The sequence below is a fragment of the Sphingomonas anseongensis genome, assembly GCF_023516495.1.
GTDB classification, from domain to species: Bacteria; Pseudomonadota; Alphaproteobacteria; order Sphingomonadales; family Sphingomonadaceae; genus Sphingomicrobium; species Sphingomicrobium anseongensis.
The window spans coordinates 1,512,501-1,531,906 of the sequence record NZ_JAMGBC010000001.1; the positions used below are offsets into that span (position 1 = coordinate 1,512,501).

General features: G+C 64.8%; 19 protein-coding genes (1 of these 19 only partly in view). 7 read left to right on the forward strand and 12 right to left on the reverse strand.

Annotated features, from left to right (window positions below):
- On the reverse strand, positions 1-32 hold the beginning of the coding sequence (locus LZ519_RS07790) for a CBS domain-containing protein (RefSeq protein ID WP_249868123.1). It extends 397 nt beyond the left edge of the window; the window shows 32 of its 429 coding nt (coding positions 1-32); its start codon is at positions 30-32; its stop codon lies off the left edge, out of view.
- Between the two features lie 66 nt (positions 33-98).
- Here LZ519_RS07790 and LZ519_RS07795 point away from each other — a divergent pair, with 66 nt between their 5' ends.
- Positions 99-377 (forward strand): hypothetical protein, encoded by a 279-nt coding sequence (locus tag LZ519_RS07795; protein ID WP_249868124.1) that lies wholly within the window; start codon positions 99-101, stop codon positions 375-377.
- Positions 374-754: an acyl-CoA thioesterase gene (locus LZ519_RS07800; RefSeq protein ID WP_249868125.1), complete on the forward strand. Its 381-nt coding sequence runs from the start codon at positions 374-376 to the stop codon at positions 752-754. The genes LZ519_RS07795 and LZ519_RS07800 overlap by 4 nt, the downstream gene beginning before the upstream one ends.
- A gap of 69 nt (positions 755-823) precedes the next feature.
- On the opposite strand, the gene LZ519_RS07805 is transcribed toward LZ519_RS07800, so the two are convergent.
- The 4 genes from LZ519_RS07805 to hisS all read right to left on the reverse strand — a co-directional run bounded on the left by LZ519_RS07805 (position 824) and on the right by hisS (position 4,816).
- A complete protein-coding gene (locus tag LZ519_RS07805; protein ID WP_249868126.1) occupies positions 824-1,453 on the reverse strand; it encodes a DUF4167 domain-containing protein in 630 nt (209 codons plus the stop codon).
- Positions 1,454-1,674: 221 nt separating this feature from the next.
- On the reverse strand, positions 1,675-2,502 hold the full coding sequence (gene prmC / locus LZ519_RS07810) for a peptide chain release factor N(5)-glutamine methyltransferase (RefSeq protein WP_249868127.1): 828 nt from the start codon (positions 2,500-2,502) through the stop codon (positions 1,675-1,677).
- On the reverse strand, positions 2,499-3,584 hold the full coding sequence (prfA, locus tag LZ519_RS07815; RefSeq protein WP_249868128.1) for a peptide chain release factor 1: 1,086 nt from the start codon (positions 3,582-3,584) through the stop codon (positions 2,499-2,501). The genes prmC and prfA overlap by 4 nt, the downstream gene beginning before the upstream one ends.
- Positions 3,581-4,816, reverse strand: coding sequence for a histidine--tRNA ligase (gene hisS / locus LZ519_RS07820; RefSeq protein WP_249868129.1), 1,236 nt, complete (start codon positions 4,814-4,816; stop codon positions 3,581-3,583). The genes prfA and hisS overlap by 4 nt, the downstream gene beginning before the upstream one ends.
- A gap of 120 nt (positions 4,817-4,936) precedes the next feature.
- On the opposite strand from hisS, the gene LZ519_RS07825 reads away from it, so the two are divergent.
- Positions 4,937-6,865: a M61 family metallopeptidase gene (locus LZ519_RS07825; RefSeq protein WP_249868130.1), complete on the forward strand. Its 1,929-nt coding sequence runs from the start codon at positions 4,937-4,939 to the stop codon at positions 6,863-6,865.
- A 1-nt stretch (position 6,866) separates the two neighbouring features.
- Here the strand turns inward: LZ519_RS07825 and LZ519_RS07830 are convergent, their stop codons facing one another.
- The 4 genes from LZ519_RS07830 to LZ519_RS07845 all read right to left on the reverse strand — a co-directional run bounded on the left by LZ519_RS07830 (position 6,867) and on the right by LZ519_RS07845 (position 15,382).
- A complete protein-coding gene (locus LZ519_RS07830; RefSeq protein WP_249868131.1) occupies positions 6,867-9,383 on the reverse strand; it encodes a TonB-dependent receptor plug domain-containing protein in 2,517 nt (838 codons plus the stop codon).
- Positions 9,384-9,470: 87 nt separating this feature from the next.
- Positions 9,471-10,730 carry a DUF445 domain-containing protein gene (locus LZ519_RS07835; RefSeq protein ID WP_249868132.1) on the reverse strand — a complete coding sequence of 420 codons (1,260 nt, stop codon included), beginning with the start codon at positions 10,728-10,730 and terminating at the stop codon, positions 9,471-9,473.
- 42 nt (positions 10,731-10,772) lie between these two features.
- A complete protein-coding gene (locus tag LZ519_RS07840; protein WP_249868133.1) occupies positions 10,773-14,174 on the reverse strand; it encodes an efflux RND transporter permease subunit in 3,402 nt (1,133 codons plus the stop codon).
- Positions 14,175-14,185: 11 nt separating this feature from the next.
- Positions 14,186-15,382 carry an efflux RND transporter periplasmic adaptor subunit gene (locus LZ519_RS07845; protein WP_348539386.1) on the reverse strand — a complete coding sequence of 399 codons (1,197 nt, stop codon included), beginning with the start codon at positions 15,380-15,382 and terminating at the stop codon, positions 14,186-14,188.
- A 200-nt stretch (positions 15,383-15,582) separates the two neighbouring features.
- Between LZ519_RS07845 and LZ519_RS07850 the strand changes: the two genes are divergently transcribed.
- On the forward strand, positions 15,583-15,846 hold the full coding sequence (locus LZ519_RS07850) for a GlsB/YeaQ/YmgE family stress response membrane protein (protein ID WP_249868134.1): 264 nt from the start codon (positions 15,583-15,585) through the stop codon (positions 15,844-15,846).
- An 87-nt stretch (positions 15,847-15,933) separates the two neighbouring features.
- The gene (locus LZ519_RS07855; protein ID WP_249868135.1) at positions 15,934-16,656 is read left to right on the forward strand and encodes an SIMPL domain-containing protein; all 723 of its coding nucleotides are present in this window, start codon (positions 15,934-15,936) and stop codon (positions 16,654-16,656) included.
- 57 nt (positions 16,657-16,713) lie between these two features.
- Here LZ519_RS07855 and LZ519_RS07860 read toward each other — a convergent pair whose 3' ends face one another.
- The 3 genes from LZ519_RS07860 to LZ519_RS07870 all read right to left on the reverse strand — a co-directional run bounded on the left by LZ519_RS07860 (position 16,714) and on the right by LZ519_RS07870 (position 17,759).
- Positions 16,714-16,968 carry a GlsB/YeaQ/YmgE family stress response membrane protein gene (locus LZ519_RS07860; RefSeq protein WP_249868136.1) on the reverse strand — a complete coding sequence of 85 codons (255 nt, stop codon included), beginning with the start codon at positions 16,966-16,968 and terminating at the stop codon, positions 16,714-16,716.
- 176 nt (positions 16,969-17,144) lie between these two features.
- Positions 17,145-17,444, reverse strand: a complete 300-nt coding sequence (gene sciP, locus LZ519_RS07865; protein ID WP_249868137.1) for a CtrA inhibitor SciP — start codon at positions 17,442-17,444, stop codon at positions 17,145-17,147.
- Positions 17,445-17,534: 90 nt separating this feature from the next.
- Positions 17,535-17,759: a hypothetical protein gene (locus tag LZ519_RS07870; RefSeq protein WP_249868138.1), complete on the reverse strand. Its 225-nt coding sequence runs from the start codon at positions 17,757-17,759 to the stop codon at positions 17,535-17,537.
- Between the two features lie 80 nt (positions 17,760-17,839).
- On the opposite strand from LZ519_RS07870, the gene mnmA reads away from it, so the two are divergent.
- Both mnmA and LZ519_RS07880 read left to right on the forward strand, forming a co-directional pair.
- Entirely contained in the window at positions 17,840-18,955 is a 1,116-nt protein-coding gene (gene mnmA, locus LZ519_RS07875; protein WP_249868139.1) for a tRNA 2-thiouridine(34) synthase MnmA, read from the forward strand.
- Positions 18,939-19,406 carry an NUDIX hydrolase gene (locus LZ519_RS07880; RefSeq protein WP_249868140.1) on the forward strand — a complete coding sequence of 156 codons (468 nt, stop codon included), beginning with the start codon at positions 18,939-18,941 and terminating at the stop codon, positions 19,404-19,406. Before mnmA ends, LZ519_RS07880 begins: the two co-directional genes overlap by 17 nt.

The following is a 19,406-nucleotide window of genomic DNA, read 5'->3' on the forward strand; positions in this document are numbered from 1 at the left end:
CCCTTGGTGGTTAATATCGCCTGGATGGTCATTCTTCGACTCCGGCTTTGCCCGGGCAAGCCTTGATAGTCTCACGGGCGGCCGCCAAAGGGAAGCTCATGCCCAGTCCGGATCCACTGCCCAGCGCCCGCGGGTCGCTGATCGAGCAATTCCTGCAAATGCTGAAGTGGCTGGGGCTGTTCTCGGCCGCCATTGCCGCCGTCGCGGTCGCGTTCGTCGCTTATAGCGAGGGCACGGAGAACTGGAACGTGCTGGTCGCCACCGCGATCGGCGTCGGTTTCACGGTGCTTCTGGGCACCGGATTGATGATGCTCACCTTCCTGAGCTCCCGAAGCGGGCACGACGATGAGGTGAGCCATCGCAAGGAGGATGAATGAGCGAAACGAGCCGCGAGCCGGTCCTTCGGGTGGTCCCAGGCCCCACCGACATCAACGCCAACGGCCATATCTTCGGCGGGTGGGTGCTCAGCCAGATGGACATCGCCGGCGGCATCGCTGCGTCGCAGCGTTCGAACGGCCCGGTGGCCACCGTGGCGATCGAGGGCATGAAGTTCATCACCCCGATCCACATCCGCGACCTGATCTCGGTCTATGCCAACGTCGAGCGCGTCGGCCGCACGTCGATGGGCGTGCGGATCGAAGTCATCGCCACGCGTGATCGCGGGAAGACCGACATCAAGGTCACCGAGGGGTTGTTCACCTTCGTCGCACTGGACGACCAGCACAGGCCGCGAAGCGTCGACTCCATCGCCTGAAGCCGATCCCCAAATGAAAACGGCCCGCCATTTCTGGCGAGCCGTCGTCAATCCTAATGCTGGTGCAGCTCAGGCAGCCGGAGCGATATCCGCTTCGTCGCCGTCGTTGCGTACCTTGCGAACCCGGCGGCGCGGCTTGGCCGGAGCTTCGCCTTCGTCGTCGGAATCACGGCCGATAGCCGGCGGCAGGACCTCGAGAGCGATCCGCTCGTCGTCAATCTCGGGCTCCGCTTCCGCAAGCTGCGAGCCGTTGCGTTGCGGACGCTCACGACCGTTCCCGCGGGGGCCACGATCATTGCGTTCGCCGCGATCGCTCCGGCTGCTGCGCTCGGGACGCTCGTTGCGTTCCGCTCGCTCGCCTCGGTCGTTCGACTGCTGCTGCTGCTCGTCGTCGGACGCCTCGGCCATCTGCTCGTCGCCCTCATCCTCGTCAGAGGAATCGTCGCGCTGGGGGCGCTGTTCGTCGAAGCGCGGGCGATTCTCGCCCAGCACACGGAAATAATGATCGGCGAACTGCAGGTAATATTCGGCCTGCACGCGATCGCCGGCGAGCTGGGCGTCGCGCGCCATGTTCTTGTATTTCTCAAGCAGTTGCGCCGCGTTTCCGCGCTGGCGATTATCCTGCCGATTGCCCCCGAGATTCGGGTTTCTCTGGCCCCCGCGGCCGCGGCGGCGGCCACCCTGTCGATTGTTGATCAAATGCCGACTTCCTTAAACTGAAGAAGCTTGCCCCGTTCTCTTCGTTGCTCGCGGTCCGCGCATAACGCCGGTCCGCTTTGTCGTTCCGGTCTGCGCCTTAGCGCTTCGTGAACGGCCGAGTGCGTCGGGGGTAGGACTGGTGCGCTCAGCTCTCTTTGAAGCGGACCTGATCCTGAGAACCAGATGTAGTGACGATTGATGCCGATTCCAAGTGAATTCGTCTAGACCCAGCTGAGCAGGATGGCGCGATCGCGACCGGCTAGGTCGTGTGCAATGGTTGCTTTGAGCCCGGCGCGGGCAAGCAGTTTCTTGGCTGCCTTGCCCTGCGAAGCGCCGATCTCGACCGCGGCGAGACCTCCAGGCGCGAGAAGGCGGGGTATTTCAGGCGCAAGCCGTCGGATGGAGTCGAGTCCTTCCGGCCCCGCAAACAGGGCTTCTTCCGGCTCGTGCTCGGAAACGCCTGGGCCCAGCTCTTCACTCTCCGCTACATAGGGCGGGTTGCACAAGACCAGGTCGAAGGCGTCCTTGATGCCCTCGGCCCAGTCGCCGATCTTGAAGCGCGCGCGTTTCTCGAACCCCAGCCGGCGCGAATTGGCCGTGGCATAAGACAGCGCCCGGCGGGATGAATCCACGCCAAGCCCGGTCGCCTCCGGCCAAAGGTCGAGCGCAGCCAGAAGCAGCGTGCCGGGGCCGGTGCCGAGGTCGAGGATCCGGCCGGGCCCCTTCGTCCCCTCGAAATGCTCGATCGCAGAGGAGATCAGGACTTCACTGTCCGGGCGGGGGATGAGCACTCCGGGCCCGACGTGAAGCTCGATGTTCCAGAAGGCGCGGCGTCCGGTGATGTAGGCGATCGGCTCGCCCTTGAGCCGCCGTTTGACCATCGTCCAGAAGCGCTTTGGCGGCTCGCGGTCGGGGGGATTGAGGAGCAGGCGGTCGCGGTCGATGTGCAGCGCTTCGGCCATCAGTAGCTCCGCATCCAGCCGTGCCGTGTCGCTCGTCTCAGAAAGCTGGCGCGTGGCATCGGCCAGCGCTCGGGCGACGGGCTTCACGCCTCGTCCAATCCGGCGAGCCTTTGCGCCTCGTCTTCTGCGCTCAGCGCGCTGACCAGCTCGTCCAGCCCAGGTCCTTCGAGGATCTGGTCGAGCTTGTGCAGCGTCAGGTTGATCCGGTGGTCGGTCACCCGGCCTTGCGGGAAATTATAGGTGCGGATGCGCTCCGACCGGTCGCCGGATCCCACCATCGATTTGCGCGCGCCGGCGCGCTCGCTCGCGAGCCGCTCGCGCTCGAGCTCGAACAGCCGCGTCCTCAGTACCTTTAGCGCCTTGGCCTTGTTCTTGTGCTGCGACTTCTCATCCTGCTGGATGACCACGAGGCCGGTCGGAAGATGGGTAATCCGCACGGCGCTGTCGGTGGTGTTCACCGACTGCCCACCGGGGCCCGACGACCGGTAGACGTCGATCCGGAGATCCTTGTCGTCGATCTGGACGTCCACTTCTTCGGCCTCGGGGAGCACCGCGACGGTGGCAGCGGACGTGTGAATCCGCCCGCCGCTCTCCGTTGCCGGCACGCGCTGAACCCGGTGCACTCCGCTTTCGAACTTCAGCTTCGCGAACACTCCGGTGCCGTTGATCGAGGCGACGGCTTCCTTGTAGCCGCCAACCTCCGAAGCGCTCGCCGAGATCAGCTCGAACCGCCAGCCCTGCTCTTCCGAATAGCGCTGGTACATTCGAAGCAGGTCGCCCGCGAACAAGGCCGCCTCGTCACCGCCGGTGCCTGCGCGGACTTCCAGCATTGCGGCGCGGTCGTCGGCTGCGTCCCGCGGCAGCAGCTTTACCGCCAACGCGCGCTCCGCTTCGGGAAGCCGGCTCCTGATGTCCTCCACCTCGACCTCGGCCATTTCCTTGAGCTCGGGCTCTGCGGCCGGATCGTGGAGCATGCCGTTCAGCACCTCCAGCTCGGCTCGAAGCCGGCGAACTTCGCGCGCAGCCGCGGCGACGGGTTCTATCGCCGCATAGTCCTTCGACAGCTTGACGAATTCGTCGGGCGACAGGTCGGCGCGCGACATGGCGGAGGCAAGCTCCTGCTTCCGCGCTTCGATCGACGCGATCCGTTCCGAAGAAATGCCGCTCATCTTGCTATCGCGTCCGCCAACAGGTCGAGGGACACCGAACGCTGCTCGCCCGTCGCGAGGTCCTTCAGCTGTGCCTCGCCGCGATCGATCTCGTCGTCGCCGATGATCAACGCGAACGCAGCGCCGGACGCATTCGCCCGGCTCATCCGTTTCTTCATATTGCCGCGATAGGCAATGTCCGTCGCAACGCCTTCCCGCCGAAGTCCCGCGACGATTCCCTGCGCCGCCAGCTCTGCGCGTTCGCCGAGCGGCACCACGACTACCGAAGGCGCCTCCCGCTCGGGCGCACCAATGAGCATCGACAAGCGCTCGATGCCCGCTGCCCAACCGACGGCCGGTGTGTGCGGCCCGCCGAGCGCTTCGATCAGTCCGTCGTAGCGGCCGCCGGCAATCACGGCGCCTTGCGATCCGAGCTGGTCGGTGACGAACTCGAACGCCGTATGCCGGTAATAATCGAGGCCGCGAACGAGCCTCGGCGCGCGCTCCCATTTGACTCCCGTGGCATCGAGCCCGGCAGTAACCTTCGCGAAGAAATCGGAGGCCTCGACAGTCAGGAATTCGTCGATCGCCGGCGCGCTGTCGACGACCGGCCAGTCCTGGTGCGCCTTGCTGTCGAGGATCCGAAGCGGGTTGCGGTCGAGCCGGGTTCTGCTGTCTTCGCTCAGCGTTTTCGAATGGCCTCTGAAATGCTCGAACAGCGCCGCTCGCCAGGCTTCGCGGGTCTCCGCGTCGCCGAGCGTGTTGAGCTTCAGGATGACGCCGCCGATTCCGAGCTCCTTCAGAAGCTGGTCGGCAAGCGTCAGGATCTCGACGTCCGCCTGCGGCTCCCCGGCGCCGATGATCTCGGCGTCGAGCTGGTGGAACTGCCGGAACCGGCCTTTCTGGGGCCGCTCGTAGCGAAACGCCGGACCGTGGGTCGCGACCTTGAGCGGCGCATATTGCTGCCAGCCTTCCGACAGATAAGCGCGGGCAATTCCCGCGGTGAATTCAGGGCGTAGTGTGACGGGGTCCCCGCTGCGGTCCTCGAAGCTGTACATTTCCTTGGACACGACGTCGGTCGTCTCGCCCATGGTCCGGGCGAACACCGCCGTGTCCTCCAGGACCGGCACCTCGACGCGCTTGAATCCATACAGCCGCCGAACGCGGTCGAAGGCGGCGACCACCGCAGCCATCCTGTCGGCGTCTTCGCCGAGCAGGCTTTGCATTCCCCGGATCGGTTGCGGCGTCGTCATGCGGCGCGCATGGCAAAAACATTCGACAAAGGAAAGGAATGCGTCTGCCTGCGGCGGCCGTCCGGTGGACAAGCCGCGTCCCCTTCCGCCATCAGGGCCGAAATCCAAGGGGAGAAAAAGATGCGCCTGATAGCGCTTGCGTTCCTGCTCGCTTCGACTGCCGCGATTGCCCAACCATTGCCCGGCCAAACGAGCCTTCCGGTGGCACCGACGTCGAAGGAAGCGCCTGTCCCAGCCGCCCGCGACGTCCCCTACCCAGGGACCATCCAGCTGACCGTCGATGCAAGCGATACGACCCGCGGCATCTTCAAGGTGCACGAGCGCATCCCCGTTACCGGCGCGGGCGACCTCGTCCTCCTCTATCCCGAATGGGTTCCGGGCGGGCACAGCCCCCGCAACGAAATCCGCAAGGTGACGGGCATCACCTTCACCGCGAACGGACAGCCGCTCGAGTGGGTGCGCGACAATCTCGACGTCTACGCATTCCACGTGAAGGTGCCCGAAGGCGTCCAGGCGGTCGATGCGAATTTCCAGTTCGTCACCGCTACCGCGGGCAATCAGGGGCGCATCGTCGCCACCCCGGACATGGCCAGCATCCAGTGGCTTTCGACCTCACTCTATCCGGCCGGCTATTACACCCGACAGATCCCGGTGCAGCCGACGGTCATCGTTCCCAATGGATGGACGGTGGCGACCGCCCTTCGCCCCAGCGGTCCGGGCGCAGGAAGCCGGATCACGTTCGAGCCGGTGAATTACGAGGTGCTGGTCGACTCGCCGATGATCGCCGGCGCGCATTTCCGCCGAATCCCGCTAAGCGACAAGGTCAACATCGAGGTCATCGCCGACACCGAGGCCGAGCTCGCCGCGAGCCCCGAGGTCATCGCGATCCACAAGAAGCTCGTCGAGCAGGCGGTGAAGCTGTTCGGGGCGGAGCACTACGACCACTACGACTTCCTCTTCACGATTTCCGACAATCTCGGCGGGAACGGGCTGGAGCATCACCGCAGTTCGGAAGACGGCGTGAAGCGCGGCTATTTCACCGACTGGAAGAACGCCGGCCGCGACCGCAACCTGCTTCCGCACGAATATACGCACAGCTGGAACGGCAAGTACCGTCGCGCGGCCGACCTGTGGACCCCCGATTTCCGGACACCGATGCAGGACAGCATGCTGTGGGTCTACGAAGGCCAGACCCAGTTCTGGGGCTATGTGCTCGGCGCGCGGTCGGGGATGCTGTCGAAGGAGGACACGCTCCAGGCGATCGCCTCGACCGCCGCAACCTACGGCTATGCGACTCCCGGCCGGCAGTGGCGGCCGCTGGTCGACACGACCAACGACCCGATTATCGCCTCTCGCCAGCCGGCCGCGTGGCGCAGCTGGCAGCGTAGCGAGGATTATTACAGCGAAGGCCAGCTGATCTGGATCGACGTCGACCGCATCATCCGCGAGCAGTCGCGCGGCAGGAAATCGATCGACGATTTCGCGCGCGCCTTCTTTGGAATGAACGACGGCGACTTCGGCGAGCTGACCTATAATTTCGACGACGTCGTCAACACACTGAATGCCATTCAGCCCTACGATTGGGCTAGCTACCTGAAGAAGCACGTCTACGACGTCCATGCCGCCCCGCCGCTCGATGGCATCACCAAGGGTGGCTACGACCTCATCTTCACCGAGGAGCCGACGGACTGGTTCAAGCTCGCGGAGAAGAAAGGGAAGAGCACCGACCTCACTTATTCCGGCGGCCTCGTCGTCGACAGCGACGGTAAGCTGTCCACGGTGATCTGGGACAGCGCTGCATTCAACGCAGGCCTGACTGTCGGAACGGAGATCCTGGCGGTCAACGGCCGCGAGTATAGCGGCGGCGCACTCAAGGACGCGATCACGGCCGCGAAAGGAACGCAGCAGCCCATCAACCTACTGGTGAAGAGCGGCGACCTGTTTCGCACCGTCAGTCTCAATTGGCACGAGGGCCTGAAATACCCGCGGCTGGTGAAGAACGGCAAAGGCCCGGGAACGCTCGACGCTTTGCTGGCGCCGAGGCGCTGAGCTAGTCCTCTCCGCCGCGGCGGCCGGCGCCATTCCCGCGGAAGAAGCTCGCCGGCGGAAGGAACAGCTTTCGGAAGGTGACGCTGATCGTCCGCCCGCGCGGGTCCAGCAGGTCCTGCTGGAAATTGAATGGGACGCCGCCTGAGGAATCGCGCACCTTCGGCTTAGAATCGAAGATGTTCGTCACCTCGAAGCGGACTGAACTTCCCCGCAGCCACGGGTGTTTCGCTACAAGATCGAAGCGCTGACCCAGGTTGGCGGACAGTCTCAGGTCGAACGTCGCCAGCGGCGAAAAGCGCAGGTCCTCGCCGTTGGAATTGTCGACCTCCGTCCCGCTTCGCCAGTTGGCGGAGACGAACGCGCCCAGCCCATTGTTGAAATAGCCTGCGCGGGCTTCGACCTCGTGCCGCGGCCGCCCGCCGCTCTGCCCGAATGCGTCGCCGTGGAGGAAATCGAGCTTGGGAACGCCCGGAGCGATCACCGCCTGGTCCACAAGCGTGATCGTGTCCGTCAGCGAGAAAGTCAGGCGGCCTCCGTTGCGGCCGCCGCCGCCGAAACGGCCGAATCCGCCGCCGCCGCGGCCCGCTCCCTCGCGCGGAGGAGCTCCGGCTTCGCCTGATCCCTGGGGCGGCCCGCCCACGGGCGACGGGCCGCCTTCGGGAGCCTGGGCACCACGGCGAGCGCGGAACGCCGCGATCGCCGCCTGCGACGGTGCCGCAGACTTCAGAGGCTTGGAAAAGTCGAAGCCAATTCGAAGCGTATCCCGCCTCGAGCTGTCGTAATTGACCGGTCGAAGGTCGACGCTGACGAGCTGCCCCTCATCGTCGCGAACGAACCGATCGGGGAATGCAGCCTCGATCGCTTCGGTCACCCCGGGGAAGTTGGAGATCGGCTTGTCGATCGTCGTGTGCACGTAATCGGCGCGAAGCTTCAGCTCCGTGTTCGGGAACGGCTGCCAGTTCGCTCCGAGCTTGAACACGTTTCGGCTGTCGGCCTGGAGATCGGGGTTGCCGCCCGTGATCGCATTGACGAGCACGGTTTCGCCGGTGGTGAAATCGAAGATCCGGGTGTCGGGAGTTTCCAGTATCGGATCGCCCAGCTGCTGAACCGAGGGCGCGCCTTCTTCACGTGTCCAGCTTCCGATCAGGTTGAGCCGCCGAACCGGCGACCAGTTGGCTCCGCCGCCAATGGTGGTCAGAGTCCCGAAGTCCGACAGCTGCTCGAACTTCGCATTGGCGTTGAGAGTGAGGGTGCCGAGCGCACCGAAATCGGAATTGCGCCGCGACACCGGCAGGTCGAAGTTGACCGACCCGTTGGCGCTGGTCCGTCCGAGCGAGTTGGACGTTTCCACGCCTTCGTGCCGGCGCTCGCTATCCTGGTGGATGGTTGCCGCCCCGACATGCAGCGTGGTGCTCGCATCCCCGGCGGGGAGCCGGAAAAGCGTGCCGTTCGCAACCGCATCGACATCGCCCGAAAGGCTGTTGGTGATCCCGCGGTCGCGCAAATCCGTCGAATCGACGTCCGTTTTCGTCACGTTGTGGGCGGCGTCGCCGTTGCCCGTGACCGACCAGTCCCACTTGCCGGCGTTCCCGCCGACGACGAAGCCCACATGCGCGGTGTCGCTGCTGGTGTTTCGAGCCAGCGGCTCCAGCAGCGCGGTGTCGAGGCCGACGAGCGACTTGCCGTCAGTGTGCTCGAGCTCGGCATTGCCGGTCACCGCGAGCGTGCCGATCTGGCGGTTGTCGGTGATGCTTGCGCGAAGGTCGCGCCTGGAGCCGATCAGGGAGCGCGCCGTTCGCGGGTCGGGCGAACCGGCCGCGGGCGGCTGCTCAAGCAGGATGTCCCGCTCCGACTCCGTCAGCATGCCGCTGTCTTCGGCGTGGAAGTTGACGGTGGTCCGGCCCTTTTCGCCGATCATCAGCCTGGTCACGTCGGCTGTGCCGCCGACAAAGCCTCCCTCCGTGGGCACCGTTCCGCGAAGAAGCGTTGAGGTCGACCGGAAGCGCGGCCGAAGAACGAAGTTCACGACCCTTTGGTCAGCCGAATAGCCGTATTTGAGCGCGACTTCCTCGGGCAGGATTTCCACCCTGCTGATCGCTTCGGGCGGGATATCGCGAAGCTCACGGAAGCTCGAGATCCTCTGGCCGTTGAGAAGCATAACTGGACGTTCGCCGCCGCGGCCGCGTGCGCTTCCGACCTGGGGAGCGATTGCATCGAGCAGCTGGTTGATGTCCGTCGCGCCGGTCGCCTGGATGTCGCGGCTGTTAAGCGTGTTCTCGGGCGGGATGTCGCCGATCACCGATCCGCGGGGCTTGGTGCCGGTGACGACGATGGCCTGCGAATCTTCCTCCGCCAGGTCATCGGGAACAGTGTCGACCGGGCCCGTATCCGGTTGGTCCGGCTGCTGTTGTTGTTGCTGGGTCTGGGAATCGATCGGCTGGGCCGGGTCTTGCGCTGACGCTGCGCCCGCAACGAGCAGGAATGCCGAGCCGGCGAGGAGGATGGATCTGGATCTCATGGCCGGCGATTGGCGCTCGAAGGGTGAATCGCGGCTGACCGTTCCGTTCATTTCGACCGGGGCCGTCCTGGCGCCGACGAACGGCTGTTAGAGCGAGTCGAGCGCGTGGATGACGATGCCGACGAGCCCGCCCACCAGGGTGCCGTTGATCCGGATATACTGGAGGTCGCGGCCGACCGCCGCTTCGAGCCGCGCAGTGACCGTCCGCGCATCCCAGCTTCGGATAGTTTCCGACACGAGCTTGACGATCGAGCTTCCGTAGCTTTGCGCGGTGCCCGCAGCTGCCCGGCGGACAAACTGGTTGATGGCGGCGCGGATTCTCGGGTCTTGTTCGAGCGACGCGCCCATCGAGCGGAGCACTTCGCCCAACCGCCCCGCGAGCGCTGCGTCGGGATTGCGGGCAGCGCGAATGATCGCCTCTCGGCCTTTCTGCCACAGGGTATCGATCCACAAAGCGACAGAGCGGTTGGCGAGGAGTTGCTCCTTCATCTCCTCGACCTTGGCGCGCGTGTCCGGATTCATCTGAAGGTCGTTCGCGAGCTGGGCGAGCGCTTCCTCGACCTTCATCCGCACCGGGTGCGCCGGGTCGGTGGACATTTCGGCGGTCAGCTTGCGAAGCCCGTCGAGGATCGCGTCGGCGAGCTTGGCGTCCAGCCCGGCGAGCTTGAGCGCCCAGTTGGCTTTCTTGTGAACCATGGCGCGGATCAGCTCTTCGTTGGCCTCGAGCGCGCGCGCCATCCAGCGGATTGCCGCTTCAAGCATAGGCACGTGGCGGTCTTCGTTGATCGCTGAGGCCAGAGCATGGCCGAGCAGCGGCGCGACCTCCATCTTCTCGATGCGGCCGGCGATCGCTCCCTTCACAATCCCGCCCAGCCGCTCGTCGTCGAGCCCCTCGAAGATGTCGGCGATAAGCCGCGACGCGCCCTGACGGATCCGCGTCCCCTCCGCAGCGGGCGTTCGAAGGAATCGTCCTGCTGCTCCGGCGACGTCGATGTTCCGCATCCGGCGCGCCACCACCGAGGGGACCAGGAAATTCTCGTTGATGAAGGCTGCCAGCGCTTCGCCGATGCGATCCTTGTTTCGCGGTATGATCGCAGTGTGCGGAATCGGCAGGCCGAGCGGATGCCGGAACAGCGCTGTCACCGCAAACCAGTCGGCAAGGCCGCCGACCATTGCCGCTTCCGAAAACGCCTTCACGTAGCCGAGCCACGGATAGGCAGGCTCAAGCATGCGCGTCGCGACGAACGTGGCTGCCATCAGCACGAGCAGGCCGGTTGCAGCGATCTTCATGCCGGTCGCGCCGGGCTGGGCGGGGTTGAAGCGCGCGAGTGCGGCGGGGGTCATCATCGTGCCTTAACGGCCGAAGCCCGCGAAATCACTCCGCCGAGGTCACTCGGCCGGAACGGCGTGCCCTTCGCCCGGGGCCGGACGGCTCGCCTTGTCCCCGGGCTGCGTCGTAAGCACTCGCCCGAACAGCGGCACCAGGCGACGCTCGAAGCCGTCGGCGAGGCTGAACCCGGCCGGGACGATGAGCAGCGTAAGCAGAGTCGACAGGATGAGGCCGCCGATCACGCTGACCGCCATCGGCTGGTTCCATGATCCGTCGCTGTCGATCGACAGCGCCGTCGGCAACATGCCCGCGACCATGGCGACAGTCGTCATCACGATCGGCTGGGCCCGCTTGTGACCCGCATCCATGATCGCTTCGAATTTCGCGACTCCCTTGCCCATCTCCTCGATCGCAAAGTCGATCAGAAGAATCGAGTTCTTCGCGACGATGCCGAGCAGCATCAGAAGGCCGATGAACACCGGAAGCGAGACCGGCATGCGGGCGATATGAAGCGCAAGCGCGCTGCCGAGCGGAGCAAGCAGGAGCGAACCCATGTTGACGAGCGGCGGAAGCGCCCGGCGGTAGAGGAGCACCAGCACCGCGAACACCAGCATCACTCCGGCAAGAACGGCGATGACGAAATTGACCATCATCTCCTGCTGCCATTTCGCTTCACCCGACGCGGCGAAGTGAACGCCTTCGGGCAGATGCTTCATGATCGGCAGTTCCATTGCCTTGGCGCGCTCTTCGCCGCTGATCGCTCCAGGCGCGAGATCGGCGCCGACGACGACCCGGCGTTCCTGGTTGTAGCGCTCGATCTGCGAGGGCCCGGCGCCGAAGCTGATGTCGGCAACCACCTTCAACGGCACGGTCGTGCCCCGCGAGGTCGGCACAGGCATGTTCTGGATGGTCGAGAGATTCTCGCGGCTTTCCTCGCTGAGCGCGACGCGGATCGGAATTTGGCGATCGGACAGAGAGAATTTGGCCGCATTTTGGTCGATGTCGCCGAGAGTCGCGATCCGGATCGTCTGGCTGAGCGCAGCGGTGGTAACGCCAAGATCCGCGGCGAGATCGAGCCTCGGCCTGATGACGATTTCCGGACGCGGAAGCTCGCCGTCAATTCGCGGTGCGCGAAGATTCGGTAGAGTTCCCATCTGGTCGACGAGCTTGAGCGCCGCCGCCTCGAGCTTGGCGGGATCGTCGCCGGCAAGCATCACCGAGACGTCGCGATTGCTCTCCCCGCCGTTCTGGTTCTGGAACGTAACTCGAGCGTCAGGAACCTGATTGAGCAGCGGCGCGACCTCGCGCTCGAAGTCGCTGCTGTTCCTCACGCGGTCGGGGCGAAGCATCATCGAGATGGTCGCGCTTCCGACGTCGACATATTCGATCGCGTTCTGGACTTCCTGCTGCGACCGAAGGATCGCGGTTACCCTGTCGGCGGCCAGCTCGGTCTGCTGCAGCGTCGCTCCGGGCGGCATTTCGATCATCGCCCGGCTCGAGTCGCTATCCTCCACCGGGAAGAAGGTGAAGGCCAGGGTCGAAAAGGCGATGACGGTGAACACCAGCGACAGTGCGCCCATGCCCATGATCCACAGGCGATGGTCGTGGCGGCGCGCTCTCCAGCGGCCGACAAAGAAGTCATGATAGCAGGCCGCTCCGCCGCCGATCGCACGAATGCCAAGGCCGAGCAGCTTCGCGAAGCCCCAGGCGATCGCGAGACCCAGTGCCACGGCCAGGATCATGCTGAGCCAACTCCACAGCCCGAGCATCGGCAACAGCTTCACGAGGGCGCCGGTGCCGCCGGCAAAGGCGGCGACCACGAGCAGAACGAAAACCGCTTCCAGGAACCAGTAGCCTGCGCGCAGGGGCGCGGGCGTCAGCGCAGAGCGCTCCGCGCGCGCCTTGCGGGCGTCGAGCGACCAGCGAAGGACGCTCATATATTTGTCCATGATCCAGCCCTCGCCGTGCGCGGCGTGACCGTGCGCTTTCAGGAAATAGGCCGCGACCATCGGCGTGATCAGTCGCGCGACGAGCAGGCTGATCATCACGGCGCTGACGACCGTGAAGCCGAAATTCTTGAAGAACTGGCCGGCGATGCCCGGCATCAGCCCGACGGGCAGGAACACGGCAACGATCGAGAAGGTGGTTCCGACGACGGCGAGGCCGATTTCGTCGGCCGCGTCGATAGCCGCCTGATAGGCGCTCTTCCCCATCCGCATGTGTCTGACGATGTTCTCGATCTCCACGATCGCGTCGTCGACGAGGACGCCGGCGACGAGGCTGAGCGCGAGCAAGGTCATGAAGTTGAGGTTGAAGCCGAGCAGGCTCATCACCCAGAAGGTGGGGATGGCCGACAAGGGGATGGCGAGAGCGGAAACGAGCGTGGCGCGATAGTCCCGAAGGAACAGGAACACGACGAGGACCGCGAGCACGGCGCCCTCGATCATCGCCCGCATCGCCGCCTTGTACTGCGCCAGCGTATATTTGACGGTCGTGAAGCGCTTCACGAAATGAACGTTCGGATTTTCCTTCTCGATCTGGTCGAGGACCTTGAGCGTTTCGTCGTAGAGCGTGACTTCGGAGGCTCCGCGCGAGCGCTGGACGCCGAAGCTGACGACCGGCCGGTTGTCCATCTTCGCAAGCGAACGGCGCTCCGCGTAGGAATCCTTCACTTCGGCAATATCGGCGAGCTTGACCGTCTGGCCGTTGCCCAGCGAAATGTCGGTCTGGCCGAGATCAAAAGCGCTCTGCGCGTTGCCGAGCACCCGGACGGCCTGCTCGGCGCCTGCGATCTCAGCGCGGCCGCCGGCAGAATTGGTGTTCACGGCCCGCAGCTGCTGGTTGACCTGGGCGGCGGTGATTCCATGAGACTGAAGGCGCGCGGGGTCGAGAATCACCCGGATCTCGCGGTCGACGCCGCCGTAGACGTCGACGCCCTGCATGCCCTCGATCGACAGCAGCCGGCGTGAGACGTTGTTCTTCACGAACCAGCTCAGCTGTTCGAGAGTCATGTCGTTGCCTTCGACCGAGAACAGGCCGAAGGAGCCGCCGTTCACCTTCGCTCGGATGATCTGCGGTTCGAGGATTCCGTCCGGTAGCTCGCCGCGAATCTGGGTGACCGCGTCGCGAACGTCCGTGACTGCACGGTCCACCGGCGTGTCCAGGGTGAAGGAGACGAAGGTTTCCGAAACGCCTTCCCTGACCGTGGAGCGGATCTCATCCACGCCCTCCAGGCTCCGTACCGACGCTTCCACGCGCTGGGTCACCTGGTTCTCAAGCTCGCTCGGCGCTGCGCCGGGCTGGCTGATGACCACCACGACGCCCGGGAAGGTAATCTCCGGGTTCTGGTTCACGTCCATCCGCATGAACGACACCAGGCCGGCGATCGTCAGCGCCATGAACAGGACGATCGACGGAACAGGGTTCCGGATCGACCAGGCGGAGATGTTGCGGAAGTTCATTGTATGACTCGCTATTGCGCGGCTTGGCGCACCGGCTGAACCTTATCGCCGGGATTGAGGAAGGCGCCGGCCGATGCGACCACGCGCTCCTGCCCGGTGAGGCCCGCCATGATGGTGACGCCATCGTCGTCGACCTCGCCTACGGTGACCGCGCGGCGCTGCACCCGGTTATCCTTGCCGACGATGTAGACGTAGTTGCCCTTGCCGTCGCTGAGGACCGCCGACTGCGGCAGCAGCGGAACGTCCGCGCTTCCGCTCATCAGCGACACTTCCGCGAACCCGCCGGGCCGAAGAAGCCGCTGGTAGGGAACTGCAACGTGGGCGATCCCTTGGCGATTGGCGGGGTCGATGATCGGCTCCACCTGCCACACCGCGCCGGAAATCCGGACGTCGCTTCCAACCGGAGTCACGGTCGCCGGAGTTCCGACATGCACCTGCGCGAGGGCCGATTCGGCGAGCTTCGCCTGGACTTCCATTTGTCCGTTCTGAGCGATGCGGAACAAGGGGGCGGAACCCGGGCTGACAATCTGGCCGACCTCGACATTGCGGTCGAGGATGAGGCCGCTGGTCGGCGCGACGACATTGAGCTGCCCGATCTGCGCCCGAGTCTGCCCAAGCTGCGCCTGTGCCACCCGGACCTGGGCGAGAGCCGCATCGCGCGCCGCGCGCTTGGCCTCGAGGTCCGCCTTGGACACGAAGCCGCGGTCAACCAGCTGCATTGCCCGCTCGTAATTGTTCTGTGCAAGCTGCGCGTCCGCCTTGGCAGCAGCGATCTGCGCTGCCTGTTGGGCAGCGACCTGCGACTGAACGCTGCGGTCGACCGTGGCAAGCACCTGGCCCGCGTTGACCCACTGGCCCGCGTCGACCCGGACGGACGTGACGCGGCCGCCCTGGCCGGCGATGCCGACCGGCATATCGCGCCGAGCGGCAATGGTGCCGGTCGCGCTGATCTGGCGGGCGACCTGCTGGTGTCCGGGGACGATGACGGTGATCCTCGGGACCGCTGCCGCCTCTTTCGCGGCGCTGGCCGCGGCCTCGTCCTTCTTCTCGCCCCCCATCATCATTAGCGCGAGCACGATGGCCACGATGGCGATCAGCCCGGCGCCGATGATGGCGATTCTCTTCCGCCGGCGTCCCCCGTCGTCAACGAGGACGAGCGTGTCCGAATCGGAGCTTCGAATTGGAGTTTCCCGGTTCATCTCAAGCATACTTTCGCCTTGGCCGCCCTTGGCAGCAGCCGCCCTGTTCCAGCTGTATTATCTGAATAACTCACCGAGAGCAACAGAGCCATCATGCACGCGCTCCGGCCACCATTTTTCTACCAAGCGCGGCACTTGAACCGCAAAAACGCGTTGGCGCATCGGATTGGGGAGCGGCATAGCCGAACCGAGAACGAAGGGAATCGCCAATGTTGGAATCGTACAGCTGGCTATGGTGGATCATCATCGGCGGAATCGCCGGGGGAATTGCAAAGCTTCTGATGCCGGGCCGCGACCCCGGCGGCTGCATCGTCACGATTCTGCTTGGAATCGCGGGCGCCTTCCTTGCCGGATGGCTCGGCAAAGCGGTCGGCTGGTACGGTGACAACCAGGGCGCCGGCTTCATAGCTGCAATCGTGGGAGCGTTCGTCATTCTTGCCATCTACCGGCTGGTCCTCGGTCGAAGGGCCTGATCTCGTCTGAGGCTGCGCCGTTCACGCCGCAGCCATATCGGCGCGGCGATTGTCTGGTGCAACGCAGGTGAACGAAGGATTGACCGAATGAACAGGATTTTCACGGCCTTGCTGCTCGCTGCGGCCATGCCAGCCGTTCCTGCGACGGCCCAGACGACAGGCCAGGTTACGCAGGCGATCACTGGGACCCGGCTGGACCTCAGCGCCAACGGCGAAGTCACCCGAGTGCCCGACCTGGCGATTATCAGCGCGGGCGTCGTCGCCCGCGCCCCGACGGCCGCGGCGGCGCTCCAGGAAACCGCCGACAAGATGGACAAGGTCCTCGCTGCGCTCAAGCGCGCAGGCGTGGCGGACCGCGATATCCAGACCAGCTCTGTCAATCTCAATCCGGAATATCGCTACCCGGAAAACCAGTCGCCGCAGCTGGTCGGCTATTCCGCGTCCAATCAGGTCACGATCCGGTTCCGCGACATCCGCAACAGCGGCAAGATCCTTGACGCGCTCGTTGCCGAGGGGGCCAACCAGATCAGCGGCCCGAGCATGACGATCGAGCATCCCGAAGCGGCGCTCGACGAGGCGCGGGTGCAGGCCATCGCCAACGGGCGGGCGAGAGCCACGCTTTATGCGCGGGCGTTGGGGATGCAGGTCGTTCGCGTGGTCTCGGTCAGCGAGGGCGGCGGTTACTACGCGCCGCCTCCACCGGCGCCGCCCGCGCCGATGATGGCCGCGGCAGAGCGATCCTACACGAAGATCGAGCCCGGCGAGCAGAAGCTCCAGGTCAGCGTCTCGATGGTGTTCGAGCTCCGATAAACGAAAAGGCCGCGCGGTCTCCCGCGCGGCCTTCCCGTGATTAGAGTGCTTCGGCTTCTAGCGAACCGTGCCCCTGCGGATGAGGTTCACGACCGCGAGCAGGATAACTGCGCCGAGCAGCGACCAAAGGAAGGTCTCGATCGTCAGACCTCCATTGATGTTACCTTTACCGAGCAGCAGCCCGGCGATCACCGCGCCGACGATGCCGACGACGATATTGAGGATGATCCCCTGTTGCGCGTCCGTCCGCATGATCAGGCTGGCGAGCCAACCAACGACGCCTCCGACAATCAGCCAAATGATGAAACCCATGAGATTTCCCTCCTGTTCGCGGCCGCCACATGCACTCGGCGGCCCTGAGCAACGGACAGACGCCCGATGCAGGAGTGTTGTTCCGGATTTGAAAGAATCTGTCCAGCCGAACGGTCAGGGGCGGCGGCGTTAGCCACAGATTTCTGAGGCTCGGAAAGGCTCAGTAACGAACTCGATCAGTAACGCTGCTGACGCTCGTAGACGTCGCGGTAATGCTTTATGCGCGTCACACGAAGCCCCGGCATGCCGCTGCGCTCGACCGCGCGCTGCCAGCTGGTGAATTCCTCGAGGCTGAGAGAATAACGCTGGCAGGCCTCGTCCACGCTGAGCAGTCCACCGGCAACCGCTGCGACGACTTCCGCCTTGCGGCGAACCACCCAGCGGTTGGTGTTGGCTGGCGGCAACGACTCGATCGTCAACGGCTCGCCGAGCGGGCCGATAACTTGTGCAGGACGAATTTTCTGGTTCTCGAGCATTCCGTCAAACCTGTGTGATCAGTTTTCGATGAGCCTGTCTTAAGCCCGCCGCGTTGAAGATATTGTCAAAGCCGCTGGTTAATTTGCCACTCACTCTTCCTTTGCCGACCTTAACCACAGCGCCGGAGCGGCGAACGCTCCACCCAGAACGTTCCTTGCCTGCTTCCACCCTTCGGACGCCGAAAGGTAACAGCTGACCGCACCCTTGCGGAGATCCGCGTCGGACTCGTTCGTCTCCGCGAGCGCCGAGAGGATGTCCGCGGAATCGACCGGCTCGATGCCTTCTCCAACAATCTTCCCTTCGTTGCGCGACACGGCTCCCCCGAAATTCCCTTGTCCGCAGCGGGGTAGCAGTGAGGAGTGAACTTCGGGTAAAGAGCGGCTCCACAACGACAATGACCTCCAACTTCGGCCTCGACCGCCCCCAGGGCTCGCGGATCGTCGTCGCCATGTCCGGCGGCGTCGACAGCTCCGTCACGGCCGCGCTCGCCGTCGCAACGGGCGCGGAGGTCGTGGGTGTCACTCTGCAGCTCTACGATCATGGCGAGGCCGTTAAGCGCACCGGCTCCTGCTGCGCCGGCCAGGACATTTACGACGCCAAGCAGGTCGCCGACCGGCTCGGAATCGCCCATTATGTCCTCGATTACGAAAGCCGCTTCCGCGAAGGCGTGATCGACCGCTTCGCTGACGAATATGCGCGGGGCCGAACGCCCATTCCGTGCGCGCTTTGCAACCAGGGCGTGAAGTTCACCGACCTCATCCACTTCGCAAGGGAACTGGGCGCCGATTGCCTCGCCACCGGGCATTACGTGCGGCGGGTGGTGAATGGCGACCGGGTAGAGCTTCACAAGGGCTCCGATCCCAAGCGCGACCAGAGCTATTTCCTCTACGGCACCACCACGGATCAGCTCGGCTTCCTGCGCTTCCCGCTGGGCGACCTGCCCAAGAGCGAGGTTCGCCGGATTGCGGCTGAAAACGGGCTGATTGTCGCCGGAAAGCCCGACAGCCAGGACATCTGCTTCGTCCCCAACGGGGACTATGCTTCGCTGGTGAAGCGGTTGAGGCCCGAAACCGAGGCGCCGGGCGACATCGTCGACCTCGACGGGAGGATTCTCGGCCGCCATCGCGGAGTGGTTCACTTCACAATCGGCCAGAGGCGCGGGATCGAGATCGGCGGTAGCCCCGCTCCGCTCTACGTCGTGCGAATCGAACCTGAGCAGGGGCGGATCGTCGTCGGCCCGCGCAGCGCGCTGGCAATCGATCGGATCCGCGTCGAGGAGCTCAGCTGGATCGGCGAAGGACAGAGTGAGGTGAGTGTGAAGGTCCGCTCGCTCGCTCCGGCGGTGCCTGCGCTCATCGACGGGGGCTGGGTGCGCTTCGACCGTCCCGAATATGGGGTGGCTCCAGGCCAGGCCGCGGTTTTCTACGATGGGACTCGACTCCTCGGCGGTGGCTGGATCGCCGACACGGTTGCAGCCGACCCGCGCCTGACCTGTGCCGCCGCCGCTTAGCTCCGGAATCCTGCTCTTCCGAAGGCGTGGAAGAGAAACTGAAGTCCTGTTGATCCGACCGGGCGGCCCCTATTGGACCAAAAGGCAGGAAGGGGCCTGGATGATTCCCAAGGGCGGGGTCGACGAAGGCGAAACTCCCGAGCAAGCCGCCTTTCGCGAATATGAGGAGGAGCTCGGCTCTCCGCTCGAAGCCGACGTGTTTCGCCTTTGCCGCGTGAAGCAGTCGGGCGGAAAGCTTGTCGATGTGTTCGCCGCCGAAGGCGATTTCGACACGAACCTTCTCAAAAGCACCGAGTTCGAGATGGAGTGGCCTCCGCGCAGCGGTCAGCTGAGGCGCTATCCCGAAGCAGAGGAAGCGCGCTGGATGACATTGGATCAGGCCCGTCGAATGATGCTTCCAAGCCAGTTGCCGATGCTGGACGCACTCGAGCAAAAGCTACAGGAGAGCTGA